Source organism: Christensenella tenuis (genome assembly GCF_014287795.1).
Classification (GTDB): domain Bacteria; phylum Bacillota; class Clostridia; order Christensenellales; family Christensenellaceae; genus Christensenella; species Christensenella tenuis.
Genome location: NZ_JACOON010000006.1, coordinates 59,882 through 74,452 on the forward strand (window position 1 = coordinate 59,882; position 14,571 = coordinate 74,452).

Sequence of the window (14,571 nt, forward strand, 5' to 3'; positions counted from 1 at the left end):
CGTATTTGGTTGACATCACTTTTACGTCCCTGTATCATAACAGGAAAAACGGGGCTGGTTTATGGAAAAGAAACGAAACGGAAAACTGCTGCGCATCATACTGCTGGTCCTCGGGCTGCTGCTCGTGGCTTATTCCGGGGTGCTGCTCAGTATGAACAACTTCAACCTCGGCAATGCCCTGCCCGGCTTGTTTGGGCTGCCGCTTTTGATTTATGGAATTTTCGCGCCTTTTTTCAACCGCTGGTTTCGGCACGGCGTGGGAAAAGTAGTCAAATGGATTTTTATCGCCGGTTATCTCTTTTTGATCGCCGTTTTCTCTATATTCAGTATTATAATGGTGAACGCCGCACAGACTTCCCCGCCGGAAAACGCGGATGCGGTGCTTGTGCTCGGCGCGGCTTTAAAGGGCAAAGAGCCTTCCGATACGCTCGCGCGCAGGCTGGATACGGCAATGGAATATGCGCGGCGGAATCCGGACGCTGTAATTGTGGTGAGCGGCGGGCAGGGGCCGCAGGAGGATATTCCCGAAGCACATGCCATGCGTGAGTACCTGATCAGCCATGGAATCGACGAAAGCCGCATCCTGGTGGAAGACCAGTCACGCAACACGCATCAAAATTTTGCCAATTCCAAAGAGATCCTTGACGAACGGTTTGGCGAAGGAACATATTCGACCGTATTTGTCACCAATGATTTCCACATCCTGCGCGGATACCTCAACGCGGAACACGTGGGCATGACGGATGTACACGGCCTTGCGTGGCGGACGCTGATTTATACCGCGCCGCCGGCCTATATGCGCGAATCGCTCGCCCTGCTTGCGACGTATGTGTTCGGGGTGGGGATCACGTAAAACGCATAGCCGTTTGCTTTCATTGACAACGATCTTCAGGAAATAACGTTCCCCGCCGCCAAAGACCAACCCGCGTTTTTGAGCATTCATCATCCGCACAAGCGCCTCAGAAACAGCATCTTCCGCCATGTGTCTGCTCAGACAGATGGATTTTGCGGCACGGTAAGCTTTGGGATATACGTTTTTAAACAGCGTTTCCAGATCGCATTCGTTTTTATCCATAGCGTTCTCCTTCCTATATTGAAAGGCCTTTCTACTTATATTACCCTGCCGTATCCAAAACGGTTACATTTTTTTTGTGAAAATCCTTGTCCCGATTGACAATAAATCTGTTTTACAGTACCATTAGATGCAGGAGAATGGCAGGAGTTTCAATAAATGGGGATTGAAACTCCTCTTTTACGGATTGGCATTAGCTACGGCTAATGCCGGGAGGTCGGTCCAACATGCAAACACTTGATCAATTGAAACCCGGCGAATCCGGCGTGATCCGCTCGGTGGGCGGGCAAGGCGCGCTTCGGCGGCGCCTTCTCGAGATGGGGCTTACACCCGGCACGCGCGTTATGGTACAGAAAACAGCGCCGTCCGGCGACCCGATTGAAATTCATATCCGCGGATACCAGCTCACACTCCGCAAGGAAGACGCTGCCGAAATCGAACTGCTGACCGGCGGTACGGCACAGGAATGTGCGCGCAACCGCCGCCGCAGGGGAGGGTGTACCGCATGAGCATTTTAATTGCGCTTGCCGGGAACCAGAACTGCGGCAAAACCACGTTATTCAACCAGCTCACGGGTTCGAGCCAGCATGTGGGCAATTTTCCCGGCGTTACGGTGGAACACAAGGAAGGCCGGATCAAGGGCGAAAAGGATATGTCCGTCGTGGACCTGCCCGGCATCTATTCTCTTTCCCCTTACACACCCGAAGAAATCGTTTCGCGTGATTTTATCATCAAACAGAATCCCGACGCAATCCTCAACATTGTGGATGCGACGAACCTGCAGCGCAACCTCTACCTGACATTGCAGCTGATTGAGCTTGGACACCCGATGGTCATTGCCCTCAACATGATGGACGAGGTGCGCGCCAGCGGCATTACTATTGATATCAAAAAATTAAGCGAGGAGCTCGGCGTGCCCGTCGTGCCGATCTCTGCCGCCAAAAACCAGGGTGTAGAGGAACTGGTAGAGGAACTGCGCCGCGTAATCAAGGCGCACCAGCTCCCCAAACGCACAGACTTCTGTGAAGGCGAGGTGCACAAGGCGCTGCACGCCGCCAAACACCTGATCGAGGATCATGCCGCGGCGGCGGGCTATCCCGCGCGGTTTGCGGCATCCAAATTGATCGAGGGCGACGCGCCCCTTGAAGAAGCGCTCGAACTTGACGAATCGGACAAAGACATTTTGCAACACATCATCGACCAGATGGAAGAAGGCGCCGGCACCGACCGCGAGGCGGCTCTTGCCGATATGCGTTACCAATTTATCGAGCAATTATACGACGATTGCGTCAGCCAAAAAAGCGGCACGCGCGAAATGCAGCGTTCCGTAAAAATTGACAGGATCCTCACCCATAAAATCTGGGCAATTCCGATTTTTATCGGCATTATGGGGTTCATCTTTTACCTGACGTTCGGCCCCATCGGCGGCTTTTTGTCGGGCGCGTTTGAAGAAGGCATTGCCTTTGTGACGAATGCGGCGGATACCGCGCTTACGGGCGCGGGCGTTTCCCTGTGGATGCATTCTTTTGTTATCGACGGCGTATTTACGGGCGTCGGCACGGTTCTTTCCTTCCTGCCCGTGATCCTGATTCTATTCTTCTTTCTCTCAATCCTCGAGGATTCGGGATATATGGCGCGCGTCGCTTTCGTAATGGATAGTTCCCTGCGGAAGATCGGCCTTTCGGGGCGCTCTTTTGTACCCATGCTGATCGGTTTCGGGTGCAGCGTTCCGGCGATTATGTCTGCGCGGACGCTGGCGAGCGAACGGGACCGAAAGCTTACCATACTGATTACGCCATTCATGTCGTGCGGAGCCAAGGTGCCCATTTATGCGCTGTTTACCGCCGCGTTTTTTTCGCAGAACCAGGCGCTTGTGATGATTTCGCTTTACCTGCTTGGGATTGCCGTTGCCATTTTGACCGGCTTATTGTTCAAAAAGACGCTTTTCAAGGGCAATCCTGTACCATTCGTACTTGAACTGCCCGCCTACCGCCTGCCCTCCCCCAAAAGCGTGCTGCTGCACATGTGGGAGAAGGCCAAGGATTTCCTGGTGCGCGCGTTCACCATCATTTTCCTCGCAAGCATCGTCATCTGGTTTTTACAGTCGTTCGACTTCCAGTTCAATTTTGTGACGGACAACAGCCAAAGCATCCTCGCGGGTATTGGGCAGGCCATTGCACCCGTCTTCGCGCCGCTTGGCTTTGGCAACTGGCAGGCTTCTACCGCGCTCATTACCGGTTTAACCGCCAAAGAAACGGTTATAAGTACATTGTCGGTGCTGACCGGAGGCGAACAGATGCTGACAACGCTTTTCACGCCGCTTTCCGCATACTCGTTCCTGTCATTTGTTCTGCTGTATATGCCATGCATTGCCGCAGTCGCAACGACAAAGCGCGAGCTGGGCGGAAAAAACGCGGTGCTCACGATTATTTACCAGACCCTTGCGGCCTGGGTGGTCGCGTTCATTATTTTCCAGGTTGGCTCACTATTTCTAGGCGGGTAACGGAATATGGCAGATATTATCTTAATGATCGTGATTGCGGCTGCGGTTGCCGTGGCCGTCACGTATATTGTAAAAAAGCGCAAAGAAGGCGAATGCATCGGCTGCAGCGAATGCAACCGGAGCCGCAGCGGCTGTGCAAATTGCCCGCACGCGGACGAGAAGAAGCCCTAAAAGATGTTTTCGAAGCGCATAGTACATACAGCAAGACGAGCCAAACGGCGTGTGTTGCGACGAATGAGCCTCCAAAACAATTAAATTCAGGAGGTTTTTTATGGTAAAAGTAATCAATTATAACGAATGGACAGAGACGGCGTATACGCTGCACATGGCAGCGCAGATGATGGGCAAAGTAAAGCTTGCGCGCATGCCCGCACAGCCCGAATGGGGGCATGTGGTGCTGCACCTTACCCCACAGGGGCTGACGACGGGCCTCATTCCCTACGGTGAACGCAGCTTTGCGATCGCGCTCAACCTCGACACATCCACTGTGTTCGCACAAACGATTTCGGGCGATACCGCCGGTTTTTCGCTGCGCAACAACACATCCGTAAGCGAATATTACAACGATTTCAAAAAAATGTTGGGCACGCTGATGTGTGATACGGCAATCAACGAGGTCCCGCAGGAAATGGGAACAAGAGTCCCTTTTTATGACGATACCGATAAAAGGGATTACGACGGCTGCGCCGCCCGTGATTTTTTCCAGATGTACGCCTATGCCTACAGTGCACTTCTCGATTTTACATCGCCCTTCCGCGGAAAAAAGGTGCTCCCTTCGTTTTTTTGGGGCACGTTTGACGTTTCAGCGATTCTTTTCTCCGGCAAGCCAAGTCCTTACCCGGGCAGCGGTGTGATCGAAGTGAACGGATTCGACGAGCAGTTTATGGAATTTGGTTTTTGGGCCGGGGACGGCAATCTCGCAAACCCTTCGTTTTTTATCATGCCCTATCCCTTCATCAAGGACGATATGGCCGCGCAGGGCGTTGCGCCGGATAAGGCAATCTGGAGTCCGCAAAAAATGGAATATTTCTTCTCGCTCGAGGACGCGCTTTCCTATCCTGATCCCGCGACCGCGATCCGCGAATTCTTCCGCAATGCGTTTGACAAGGTGACAAAGCACGAAAATTGGGAGTGCATCGACTGGTTTACACAGCCGCTTACCATCCCTTCGTGGAAGTAAAATATTCCGGGCAGGTCTTATGAAAAAGAAACATCTCCTGAAAATTATTATTGCAGTTGCGATCGTGATTGCCGCCGCAATGTTCATTTACTTGTTGGCCGGCAACCACACGGCGGCGGATGAAGCCTTGTGGGCGCTTTCAGATACGGACGGCGTAACGGTGGCAAATACCGGAAGCGGGATCACCTTCACGCCTGCTGAAAATCCGCACAGCACCGGCTTTATTTTCTATCCGGGAGGAAAAGTGGATGCGGAAGCCTATGCGCAGCTTGCACACGGGCTGGCAGACGAGGGCATCCTTTCCGTGATCGTAAAGATGCCGTTTGACCTTGCGGTATTTAACAGCGGAGGCGCAGGGAGCGTGATCGACGCGCACCCGGAGATCAAAACATGGATCATCGGCGGACATTCGCTCGGCGGCGTGATGGCGGCGGATTACGCCGCGAAGGACGACCGTATTTCGGGCGTTGTATTTCTTGCGTCCTACCCCAACACCGATCTTTCCGCAAGCGGCTTGAAGGCCCTTTCCCTCACCGCCTCAAACGACGGCGTATTGAACCGCGGGAAATATGACGAAGCGCTGCGCTTCTTCCCCCGCGATACCATTTTCTATGAAATCGAGGGCGGCAACCACGCGGGATTCGGCAGCTATGGCGCGCAGGACGGAGACGGCGGGGCGGCGATCCCTCCCGCAAAGCAGCAGGAGACCGCTGTACGGCAAATCATGGAGTGGATGCAGGGGTAATGATATCTGGGAAATATAAAATGTTATTTCATCGCACATAAACTTTTCTTTCCGGAATTGTTATACTATATCCGGAGGAAAATTTAGATGGAAAAAATAAAATCATGCGGCGGATGCAGGTATTTTGTCCAGCACCATATGAAACGCAAAAATAACATTTACCAAGAGGTATACAGCGGGCACTGTTATCCACGTCTCAGAACGCGGAACTGCGACATGGATGCCTGTGAATTTTGGGAAAAAACGCAGGATGATTCTTTGTGCAAATCTTTTGATATTTGATAATGAATAAAAACAACCGTGATCCGGTTGTTTTTATTTGCTTCAGTTCTTCCTTATTTTTTCAAAATCAAGTATTTTAAAGCTGTTTTTCCAGTAATCAATGACGCCCGCCTGCTTCATGCGCGAAAGCTCGCGCGACATGGCGCTGCGGTCCACCCCCAGGTAATCGGCAAGCTCTGCGCGGTCGAGCGCAATCAGGAACGGATTATTCTTTTGCCTGCCATATTCGGAAAGCAGGTATGCCTCAAGCTTTTCTTTTGTTGTACGGCGGCTCATGAATTCTATTTTGCGGTTGAGCTCAATATTCTTGCGGGCAAGCATCCGCGTAAGGCGGCGGATCAGCCTGCCGTGAAACCCGCAGGCATTGCTGCACACGGTAAGGAGTTTTTCCGCGCTTAAAAAAAGCACTGTGCTATCCGCTCCCGCGCGCACAGCCACTGGGCTTCTTTCCACGCCCGCGCAGGCAAATGCCTCTCCAAATACGCCGCCCGGCGGGATTGCCGCAATGATGCTGCGCGTACCGAACCAGTCTTCACGGATGACTTGCGCCTGCCCTTCGGCTACAATACCGAAACTTTGAGTTTTTGTTCCCACGTTCCAGATCATATCATTTTTGGGATATTGCCTGACCGTATATCCGAGGCATGAAAGCATGGACCGCAATTCCGCATCATCCGTTCCCTCAAACAATTCATTTTTTTGCAGGACTTCAAAATATTGTTCCATCGCTTTTCCTTTTTGTTGCATTTGCAACATCTCATTTTCACATATTGTACTATTCTTGTTTATATCAGGCAAGGGTTGTTTATAAATGGGTAACTTTATACAGTCAAGCAACTCGGCAAAAATATGTATGGCATGGCGGTTTCGCTGTTTGGCGAACTGCAATAAGGAGGATGTAAGAATGGAAATGTTTTGTTTTCAATGTGAACAGACCGCGAACGGATCCGGCTGCACGCGCGGCGGGGTTTGCGGCAAAAAGGTAGATACGGCTCTTTTGCAGGATAAGCTTACCTCAAAACTGGTGGAGCTTTCCTGTGCGGCGGAGGGGAAAACACACGACGCCGAAACGGATGATTTTATTGTGGACAGTCTGTTTGTGACTGTGACGAACGTAAACTTTGATAATGCGGATATCGAAGCATTGTGCAGCCGCGGCGACGCACTGATCCGCAGGTACGGCGGCAATTGCTCGTTTGCGGCGGCAGACGTCTGGCATGCAGACGAGGATATGCGCAGCCTCGAATCCCTCCTTTTATTTGGCATGCGCGGCATGGCGGCGTATGCCCATCACGCCCGCATTCTCGGCAAGGAGGATCCAGAGGTGAACGCATTCTTTTACAAGGGTCTCGCCTCTCTTACAAAGGACCTGACAATGGATGAACGGCTTGCCCTCGTGATGGAGTGCGGGCAGGTAAATCTTAAGTGCATGGCGCTCCTTAATGACGCGAACGTGGGCGCATATGGGAAGCCTGAGCCGACCCCGGTTTCTACGGATGTGGAAGCGGGACCATTTATCATCGTGACGGGGCACGACCTGCATGACTTAAAGCTCCTGCTCGAACAGACGGAAGGAAAAGGGATCAATATTTATACACACGGTGAAATGCTGCCCGCGCACGCATATCCCCAGTTAAAGAAATACGCGCACCTTAAGGGAAATTTCGGCACGGCATGGCAGAACCAGAAGAAAGAGTTTGCGGACGTACCCGCCCCCATCCTCTTCACCACAAACTGCCTGATGCCCCCTATGCCTTCTTATTCCGACCGCGTATTTACGACCTCTGTGGTAGGCTATCCCGGCATGGCGCACATCGACGAGAAAAAGGATTTTTCTCCTGTGATTGAAAAGGCGCTTGCGCTCGGAGGCTACGCGGAAAAGCGTGAGATGAGCGGCTTAAACGGCGGACATGTGCTGACGCCCGGTTTTGGTGTGGATACCGTGCTTTCCGTTGCGGATCAGGTAATAGACGCGGTGAAAGATGGAACGATCAAGCATTTCTTCCTTGTGGGCGGCTGCGACGGCGCGAAACCCGGCCGGAACTATTATACCGAATTCGTCAAACAGACGCCGGACGACTCCGTGATCCTGACGCTGGCCTGCGGGAAATACCGGTTCAACGACCTTGATCTTGGTACGGTGGCGGGGCTGCCGCGCATTATGGATATGGGGCAGTGCAATGATGCATATTCCGCTATCCAGGTGGCAACCGCCCTCGCACAGGCATTCGGCTGCGGCGTGAACGACCTGCCCCTTTCCATGGTGCTTTCCTGGTATGAACAAAAGGCTGTATGCATCCTCCTTACCCTGCTTTCGCTGGGCATCAGGAATATCTATCTTGGACCTACGCTGCCCGCCTTCGTATCGCCGAACGTATTGAACATTCTTGTGGAAAAATTTAATATCAGCCCGATTTCAACGCCCGAAGAGGACCTGAAAAAGATCCTGGGGTAAAACCGGCAGCCTTCGAGTGGGAAAATCCTGCGGGATTTTCCCATTTTTTCATCTTTGGGCGGCAGCTAAAATTTTTATGGTATACTGGTAAAAAAACAAAAGGCGGAAAAAACAATGCGTGAAATGAGACGAAAAGAACGTGCGATGGCGGAAAAAGAGGCGCGCAGGGTGCTTCATGCCTGCGAATACGCGGTGCTTTCCATGGTGGGGCCGGATGGAAAGCCTTACGCCGTGCCCATATCGCCCGCCGGCGTGGGGAATACAGTTTATTTCCACTGCGCGCCTGCGGGCTATAAGCTGGAATGTATGGAGCACGAGCCGGAGGTGTGCCTCGTATGCGCGGAGGATATCGTTCCCCTGCCCGAGCAGTTTTCCACTACCTACAGGAGCGCAATCGCCTATGGCCGGGCAAAGGCCGTGACGGACGATGCGGAAAAAATCCGTGCCCTGCGCCTCATTTGCGAAAAATATGCGCCAAGCAACATGGAAGGGTTTGACGAAGCCATCCGTAAATCACTTGCGCACACCGGCATCGTGAAAATCGAGCTGCGGGAGGTCAGCGGCAAGCAGAAGAAGCATCCGAAGGAAAAGTAACGGAAAGGCCTTGCCAAAAGGTAGGGCCTTCTCCCTTTCCAGGATTCATAGATTGTTCATACTTTTGGTGCTTAGGGTTCATATTTTCCGTTTAATATATAGATAACGCTTCGGCGATTAAATAAATCGGCTTGGAGGTACAAGCCAATGGGTATTTTTTAGAAGTCCCTGATACAATGTGTCGGGGACTTCGTATTTTATTGCGCCGCCCGCAGGCGGTATTGATCTTTACAGTTTGTTAAAATCCGCTTCACACCCGGTTCATGAAACCCGGTTATCCTAAAAGCATACAAATTCTGCCCCAACTAGGCCGCTTCACGGGTTGGGGCAGTCAAAGCATAAAGCCTCGCGCTTTTACATAGATTCCCCACCTTTATCCGGCTCCCGCAAGGGAGCCTTTTTTGACCGGATATTTCCCACAGACTGTGGATCGGAAATCCTTTTTGCTTCCGGCATGCCTTTTCTGTTATTGTAAAAATACATAAATGGAGGCGTTATTGATAAGTAAATAAGAGGACGACGGCATAAAGACCGATACTATTTCCAAAAAAGCGGCCCGCAAGTTCCGCGATTCTGCGGAAAAGCCGGCAAGGCAATACAGTATAAAGCAAAATGAAGGTATTTTATGAGCCGTCCAGGGGCGGCCTTTATGATTTACTGTGCCGTCTGGCTTTAAATTTAATCCCACGTTCCCGCCAATCTGCATAAATAGTTTGAGAATGCCTGTAGGTAACGTAAAGCAGCGGAAATACAACGAAAGGAGCCAGAGCAAGCAAAATACAAAGCAAAGTTTCCGAAATCCTATTTTGAAACAGAGCGGTAAATAGCCGGCTATAAGCCACCGTCAAGCCAGCAACAACCACCATATTCTTTAATATGCCACCGTGTATGAGGTATTGAAAGGTCTTCCCAATGGCCTGAAAAGCCGTTCTTTTGGTAATCACAATCACAAATCCGGTTATAAGGTATAGCACCACAAGAAAGGAAAACCAAAGCGCAAACGCGGTTCCCACAATAGGAGAAAAAGGAGCGAATCCACCACCCATAAAGACGGCAAGCAGGATCCACATACCTATGACGAAAACCAGCAAATAAGTCATTGCCGTTCCAACAAATTTTCCCAGCATGCGGCTTTTATGGACGGTTTTTCATCTTTTAGCCAGCGGTACATCAGCAAATGCGCTGTTATGGAAACGTACCACGGTGGAAAAACGGCCAAAAATGCTAAAAACAACAACGCTCCCCAAAGTGTTTGGATCCATAATAGCATCAGCCAAAAAAGCACATAAAAAATCACCGTTGCCACAACCATCGATACAATTGTATCTTTTAGGGATGAAAAGGCTGTTCTTAAAATGAATGAACCATTGTTTTCATGCATACCCCACCCCTTGCATCTGCTTCTGGCAACAATATAACAAAAAAAACGCCTGCACGCAATCTTTAGGGACAACAATCCCTGCCCCTTTCCTGAAAATCTTAGCGGAATTTTAATACGCAAGCGCTTTTCCTGGTTATAGTAAAAGAGTATGATGATGACAGTTGGCATAGAAGGGAGAGAGATAAGATGGAACTGCGTTCCGGTAAAATAAAGGGATATCTGCTTGACGGCATTTTATTTTTTATTGGAAGCCTGCTGTATGCCGCTTCCGTCAACATCTTTACCGCGCCGAACAACATCGCGCCCGGTGGGCTGACAGGCGTTGCCACCATGCTCAATTACGCGTTCGGCTTGCCTATCGGCACGATGATCCTGGTGATGAACATCCCTCTTTTTGTTCTCGGTTTTTTTGCGTTCGGATTTCAGTTCGTCATCAAGACTGTGATTGCGACGGCGCTTTCCTCCGTGGTGATCGATGCGACGGCGGGCATCATGCCGCAGTATACGGGGCAGCCGCTCATTACCGTGGTGTTCGGCGGTGTGCTCGCAGGCCTCGGCCTGGGGTTGATCCTGATGCGCGGAGGGACGTCGGGAGGCACGGAGCTTGCAGCCAATTTACTTGCGAAGCGGTTTCCCCATATTTCCATCGGCAAGCTGATTATGGTGCTCGACGTCATTGTCGTTGTCATTTCCGCCTGGGTGTATCAGGAATTTGAAAGCCCGCTGTATGCAATTCTCGTTATTTTCATCACATCGCGCGTAATTGATGCGGTACTTTACGGTACAAACCTTGGCACAGGCAAAATGATGTTCATTGTTTCGCCCCAAAACGAGAAAATCGCGCGTGCCATCCTCACCAAAATGGAACGCGGCGTAACGGGCCTGAAAGCACGCGGCGCTTACAGTGGCACGGAAGGCGAGGTCCTGTTGTGCGCGGTACGGCGGCAGGAGGTCTATAAAGTTTACAGGCTGATCCATGAAATCGATCCGGATGCGTTTATCATCGTGGGCGACGCGGGCGAGATCACCGGCGAGGGGTTCCGTGAAATCAGCATCCCTTCGCATCGAAAAAAGGCGCGAAAATAATTTTGTTGCAATTGCAACATATTTTTCTTTTCTATTTGATATGATAGAATCAAGAAAGTAAAGAGGTGGCATACTTATGAAACGAAAAATCATTACGATAAACGAAGAAAAATGTAACGGCTGCGGATTGTGCGCGCAGGCTTGCCATGAAGGCGCGATTGGTATGGTGAATGGCAAAGCGAGGCTGCTGCGGGACGACTATTGCGATGGTCTGGGCGATTGCCTGCCCGTCTGCCCGACGGACGCAATTTCCTTTGAAGAACGCGAGGCAGCGGCGTACGACGCACAGGCCGTTAAAAAGAACATGGAGGCGAAGTCAAAGCCGCTTCCCTGCGGCTGCCCGGGCACACAGTCCAAAACGATAGAACGCGCGTCCCGCGCGCAGGATGCGCCTGCGGCGGCACAGCCCTGCGAAATGGAATCGCAGCTTTCCCAATGGCCGGTACAGCTTAGGCTCGTTCCGGTGAACGCGCCGTATTTCAAAGAGGCGCACCTGTTGATTGCGGCGGACTGCACAGCGTTTGCATACGGTAATTTCCACAATGATTTTATCCGTGGTAAGGTGGCGCTGATTGGCTGCCCAAAGCTCGATGAGGCGGATTACGCTGAGAAACTGACCGAGATCCTAAAACAGAATGATATTAAAAGCGTATCGGTCGTGCGCATGTCCGTCCCGTGCTGCGGCGGCATTGCACAGGCGGCGATGGACGCGCTCAAGAACTGTGGAAAAATGATCCCGTGGAACATCACCATCGTCGATACGGATGGAAGCATCATCCAGCAGTAGGAAGTACAAGCGAAGCTTCTTTCCCTGAGTGGACAGAAGCTTTTTTTGCTCTCCGGCTGTGCCTGCTCTTTTTTTGCGGCAGGCCGCAGATTAACGCATAAAGCATTGCCCGCAGGATTGATATCCTTCCATTTGCCCGTGCAGTATCCTGTTTCGCACGGGAATAAAATGTTTAATAATTCAATAAGCCGGAAATGCTCCATATCAAGCTCCGGCAAGCATTTTATACCAGGCGGGCATGGCGCCAAGGGCGGTATGCTCCGAAAGAGGAGGAATCATTATTATGTCTGACGAAACATTCCACACCAACGACCAAAATCCAAATGAAGAGCCGCCAAAGTCCAGGATAAGCCTGAACAACATAGCGAGGCAGGCCACGGGCGGGAATAAAATTGCAGGAATTGTAATTGCAATCTGTATGGTTGTAATTGGTATCCTGATTTTCGCGGCACCATACACCATGGGGATTGGTATTGGGTATTTTGTTACTGCCGGTTTCATCGTTTATGGTGTTTTTGAGATCATTGCCTATGTGCGTACTCCTGCCGATTACAGGAACGGATGGACGCTCGCAAACGGCATTATCTTCACGCTGATTGGCGTCCTGATCCTTGTGGAAGCGCTCGGCAGCCCGATCGGCAAGCTGAATATGCTGTCCACATTCTCCTTTATCATCGGGTTCTTTGCATTATTCGGGGGCATCACGCAGGTTTCCTCGTATGGCGCGTTCAAAAGTGCAGGCGAGCCCGGCGCAGGCTGGATTCTTGCCAGCGGTATTATTAACCTGATCCTTGGCATCCTGATTATCTGCGCACCCATTACAGGTTGGTTCACGATGCAGTGGATCTTTGCGATTTACCTGATCATCGGCGGTGTTGCATTGTTTGCAGAGGCGCTGTCCGGCAAACTGGCTTGCAGGAAATAACCGGTCCCAGTAAAACGCCTTTCCCTTCGTGGAAAGGCGTTTTTGTTATATTCTTTTCCGTTCCCCGATCCCGAACAAAATCCATATAAGGGCGCTTATGCCCATCAGGATCGGATAAAAGAGGAAGGGTATGATGTCTACGGGCGTCAGCGCCAGCCCCACCGCCGCCGCGCCCGCGGAGGCATATAACAACTGCGCGCCATATGGCAAAATCCCCTGCCATACGGACGTGAAGATGTCCAACAGGGAGGCGGTTCGTTTGGGCTCTATTCCAAATTCATCCGAGATATCTTTTGCAATCGGCCCCGCGATGACAATGGCAACTGTGTTGTTGGCTGTGGAAATATCGACTGCCGAGCTTAAAACCGCAATGCCAAGCTGCGCGCCTTTTTTGGTTTTCACCACTTTGCGGATCGAGCTCAGGATAAAATCGATTCCCCCGTTTGCCTTTACCAACCCGATGATGCCCGCCACAAGGATCGAGATAACTGTAATATCATACATGCCGGCGATTCCCCCGCCGCCGTCCGGGCCGCCGGCAATCACGCCGAACATTTGCTGCGGAAGGATCATGCCCGTAAACAGGCCGACTCCAAGGGACAGTGCCAGCCCAAGCACAAGGACAATAATTACATTCAGCCCGCACAGCGCACTGACAAGAACCGCCAGATACGGAACAATCTTCAAGAAATCGTATTCATAAATTCCATGGATTTCAGTGGGAACATTCATGGTCAGGACGATGAAGATAACAAACGTTGCAACCGCCGCCGGAAGCACAATTTTAAAATTTTCGCGGAATTTGTCTTTCATGTCACAGCCCTGCGTGCGCGCAGCCGCAATGGTGGTATCGGAAATCATGGAGAGGTTATCGCCAAACATTGCGCCGGAAACCACCGCTCCCACGCACAGCGCCCCTGCAAGCCCCGTTTTCTGGCTGATACCCACTGCGATGGGCACGAGCGCGGCAATGGTGCCTACGGACGTCCCCATGGAAAGCGAAATGAAACTCGCAATGACAAAAAGCCCCGCCACAGCCACACCGGGCGGCATAATTGAAAGCGCAAAATTAACGACGCTGTCCACACCGCCCGCTGCCTGCGCCGTACCGGAAAACGCCCCCGCAAGTATAAACACAAGACACATAATCATCACGTTCTGATCGCCCATGCCCGTTGCGATGGTATTCATTTTTTCACCAAAGCTTCGTTTCCTGTTTTGAAAAAACGCGACGAGCAGCGCAATCAAAAATCCGACAACCGCCGGGACTGCGTAAAAATCCCGAAAAATAACCCCGCATCCGATGAACAACGCCAAAAATACGCCAATGGGAACCAGGGCGCTTGCCTTTCCTTTTTCCATCCTCCGCTCCCCCAATCCTGCAACCTCATTTCAGTCCATACCCGCTGTTTCCGGACTGCCGGAAGGAAACGGCGCAGCGCAAACCGATAATTTATATTATCATAAAACACCGGTCCGATTCTACCCTTTTGGACGGGCAGACCGATAGAAGCCTTCTTTGGCGCCATACGGCAAACAGCCAGCATAAAAGGGGTATGCC

The 14,571-nt window shown here is 51.4% G+C and carries 15 protein-coding genes; 11 read left to right on the top strand and 4 right to left on the bottom strand.

Annotated features, from left to right (window positions below):
- Positions 1-61 precede the first annotated feature (61 nt).
- The 6 genes from H8S18_RS11300 to H8S18_RS11325 all read left to right on the top strand — a co-directional run bounded on the left by H8S18_RS11300 (position 62) and on the right by H8S18_RS11325 (position 5,500).
- Entirely contained in the window at positions 62-853 is a 792-nt protein-coding gene (locus H8S18_RS11300; RefSeq protein WP_186858382.1) for a YdcF family protein, read from the top strand.
- A gap of 446 nt (positions 854-1,299) precedes the next feature.
- The gene (locus H8S18_RS11305) at positions 1,300-1,581 is read left to right on the top strand and encodes a FeoA family protein (RefSeq protein WP_186858383.1); all 282 of its coding nucleotides are present in this window, start codon (positions 1,300-1,302) and stop codon (positions 1,579-1,581) included.
- Complete coding sequence (gene feoB, locus H8S18_RS11310) at positions 1,578-3,575, top strand: ferrous iron transport protein B (protein WP_186858384.1); 1,998 nt, start codon at positions 1,578-1,580, stop codon at positions 3,573-3,575. Before H8S18_RS11305 ends, feoB begins: the two co-directional genes overlap by 4 nt.
- A 6-nt stretch (positions 3,576-3,581) precedes the next feature.
- Positions 3,582-3,746, top strand: coding sequence for a FeoB-associated Cys-rich membrane protein (locus H8S18_RS11315; RefSeq protein WP_186858385.1), 165 nt, complete (start codon positions 3,582-3,584; stop codon positions 3,744-3,746).
- A 100-nt stretch (positions 3,747-3,846) separates the two neighbouring features.
- Positions 3,847-4,755, top strand: a complete 909-nt coding sequence (locus tag H8S18_RS11320) for a DUF5996 family protein (RefSeq protein ID WP_186858386.1) — start codon at positions 3,847-3,849, stop codon at positions 4,753-4,755.
- A gap of 19 nt (positions 4,756-4,774) precedes the next feature.
- On the top strand, positions 4,775-5,500 hold the full coding sequence (locus H8S18_RS11325) for an alpha/beta hydrolase (protein ID WP_186858387.1): 726 nt from the start codon (positions 4,775-4,777) through the stop codon (positions 5,498-5,500).
- Between the two features lie 324 nt (positions 5,501-5,824).
- Here the strand turns inward: H8S18_RS11325 and H8S18_RS11330 are convergent, their stop codons facing one another.
- Positions 5,825-6,529, bottom strand: a complete 705-nt coding sequence (locus tag H8S18_RS11330; protein WP_186858388.1) for a Crp/Fnr family transcriptional regulator — start codon at positions 6,527-6,529, stop codon at positions 5,825-5,827.
- A 157-nt stretch (positions 6,530-6,686) separates the two neighbouring features.
- Here H8S18_RS11330 and hcp point away from each other — a divergent pair, with 157 nt between their 5' ends.
- The gene (hcp, locus tag H8S18_RS11335; RefSeq protein WP_186858389.1) at positions 6,687-8,237 is read left to right on the top strand and encodes a hydroxylamine reductase; all 1,551 of its coding nucleotides are present in this window, start codon (positions 6,687-6,689) and stop codon (positions 8,235-8,237) included.
- Between the two features lie 114 nt (positions 8,238-8,351).
- Entirely contained in the window at positions 8,352-8,831 is a 480-nt protein-coding gene (locus tag H8S18_RS11340) for a pyridoxamine 5'-phosphate oxidase family protein (protein ID WP_186858390.1), read from the top strand.
- Positions 8,832-9,478: 647 nt separating this feature from the next.
- Here H8S18_RS11340 and H8S18_RS11345 read toward each other — a convergent pair.
- Both H8S18_RS11345 and H8S18_RS11350 read right to left on the bottom strand, forming a co-directional pair.
- Positions 9,479-9,931 carry a hypothetical protein gene (locus tag H8S18_RS11345; protein ID WP_186858391.1) on the bottom strand — a complete coding sequence of 151 codons (453 nt, stop codon included), beginning with the start codon at positions 9,929-9,931 and terminating at the stop codon, positions 9,479-9,481.
- Positions 9,928-10,212: a hypothetical protein gene (locus H8S18_RS11350; protein WP_186858392.1), complete on the bottom strand. Its 285-nt coding sequence runs from the start codon at positions 10,210-10,212 to the stop codon at positions 9,928-9,930. Before H8S18_RS11350 ends, H8S18_RS11345 begins: the two co-directional genes overlap by 4 nt.
- Before the next feature lie 186 nt (positions 10,213-10,398).
- On the opposite strand from H8S18_RS11350, the gene H8S18_RS11355 reads away from it, so the two are divergent.
- The 3 genes from H8S18_RS11355 to H8S18_RS11365 all read left to right on the top strand — a co-directional run bounded on the left by H8S18_RS11355 (position 10,399) and on the right by H8S18_RS11365 (position 13,010).
- Positions 10,399-11,298 (top strand): YitT family protein, encoded by a 900-nt coding sequence (locus tag H8S18_RS11355; RefSeq protein WP_186858393.1) that lies wholly within the window; start codon positions 10,399-10,401, stop codon positions 11,296-11,298.
- Positions 11,299-11,374: 76 nt separating this feature from the next.
- A complete protein-coding gene (locus H8S18_RS11360) occupies positions 11,375-12,085 on the top strand; it encodes an ATP-binding protein (protein WP_186858394.1) in 711 nt (236 codons plus the stop codon).
- A gap of 283 nt (positions 12,086-12,368) precedes the next feature.
- Positions 12,369-13,010 carry an HdeD family acid-resistance protein gene (locus H8S18_RS11365; protein ID WP_186858395.1) on the top strand — a complete coding sequence of 214 codons (642 nt, stop codon included), beginning with the start codon at positions 12,369-12,371 and terminating at the stop codon, positions 13,008-13,010.
- A gap of 45 nt (positions 13,011-13,055) precedes the next feature.
- On the opposite strand, the gene H8S18_RS11370 is transcribed toward H8S18_RS11365, so the two are convergent.
- On the bottom strand, positions 13,056-14,372 hold the full coding sequence (locus H8S18_RS11370; RefSeq protein ID WP_186858396.1) for a Na+/H+ antiporter NhaC family protein: 1,317 nt from the start codon (positions 14,370-14,372) through the stop codon (positions 13,056-13,058).
- Between the last annotated feature and the right edge of the window lie 199 nt (positions 14,373-14,571).

Excerpts from the sequence above, each read along its gene's own strand:
- H8S18_RS11300 (WP_186858382.1), top strand. The coding sequence starts at position 62 with ATGGAAAAGAAACGAAACGGAAAACTGCTGCGCATCATACTGCTGGTC.
- H8S18_RS11305 (WP_186858383.1), top strand. The coding sequence starts at position 1,300 with ATGCAAACACTTGATCAATTGAAACCCGGCGAATCCGGCGTGATCCGC.
- feoB (WP_186858384.1), top strand. The coding sequence starts at position 1,578 with ATGAGCATTTTAATTGCGCTTGCCGGGAACCAGAACTGCGGCAAAACC.
- H8S18_RS11315 (WP_186858385.1), top strand. The coding sequence starts at position 3,582 with ATGGCAGATATTATCTTAATGATCGTGATTGCGGCTGCGGTTGCCGTG.
- H8S18_RS11320 (WP_186858386.1), top strand. The coding sequence starts at position 3,847 with ATGGTAAAAGTAATCAATTATAACGAATGGACAGAGACGGCGTATACG.
- H8S18_RS11325 (WP_186858387.1), top strand. The coding sequence starts at position 4,775 with ATGAAAAAGAAACATCTCCTGAAAATTATTATTGCAGTTGCGATCGTG.
- H8S18_RS11330 (WP_186858388.1), bottom strand. The coding sequence starts at position 6,529 with ATGCAACAAAAAGGAAAAGCGATGGAACAATATTTTGAAGTCCTGCAA.
- hcp (WP_186858389.1), top strand. The coding sequence starts at position 6,687 with ATGGAAATGTTTTGTTTTCAATGTGAACAGACCGCGAACGGATCCGGC.
- H8S18_RS11340 (WP_186858390.1), top strand. The coding sequence starts at position 8,352 with ATGCGTGAAATGAGACGAAAAGAACGTGCGATGGCGGAAAAAGAGGCG.
- H8S18_RS11345 (WP_186858391.1), bottom strand. The coding sequence starts at position 9,931 with ATGACTTATTTGCTGGTTTTCGTCATAGGTATGTGGATCCTGCTTGCC.
- H8S18_RS11350 (WP_186858392.1), bottom strand. The coding sequence starts at position 10,212 with ATGCATGAAAACAATGGTTCATTCATTTTAAGAACAGCCTTTTCATCC.
- H8S18_RS11355 (WP_186858393.1), top strand. The coding sequence starts at position 10,399 with ATGGAACTGCGTTCCGGTAAAATAAAGGGATATCTGCTTGACGGCATT.
- H8S18_RS11360 (WP_186858394.1), top strand. The coding sequence starts at position 11,375 with ATGAAACGAAAAATCATTACGATAAACGAAGAAAAATGTAACGGCTGC.
- H8S18_RS11365 (WP_186858395.1), top strand. The coding sequence starts at position 12,369 with ATGTCTGACGAAACATTCCACACCAACGACCAAAATCCAAATGAAGAG.
- H8S18_RS11370 (WP_186858396.1), bottom strand. The coding sequence starts at position 14,372 with ATGGAAAAAGGAAAGGCAAGCGCCCTGGTTCCCATTGGCGTATTTTTG.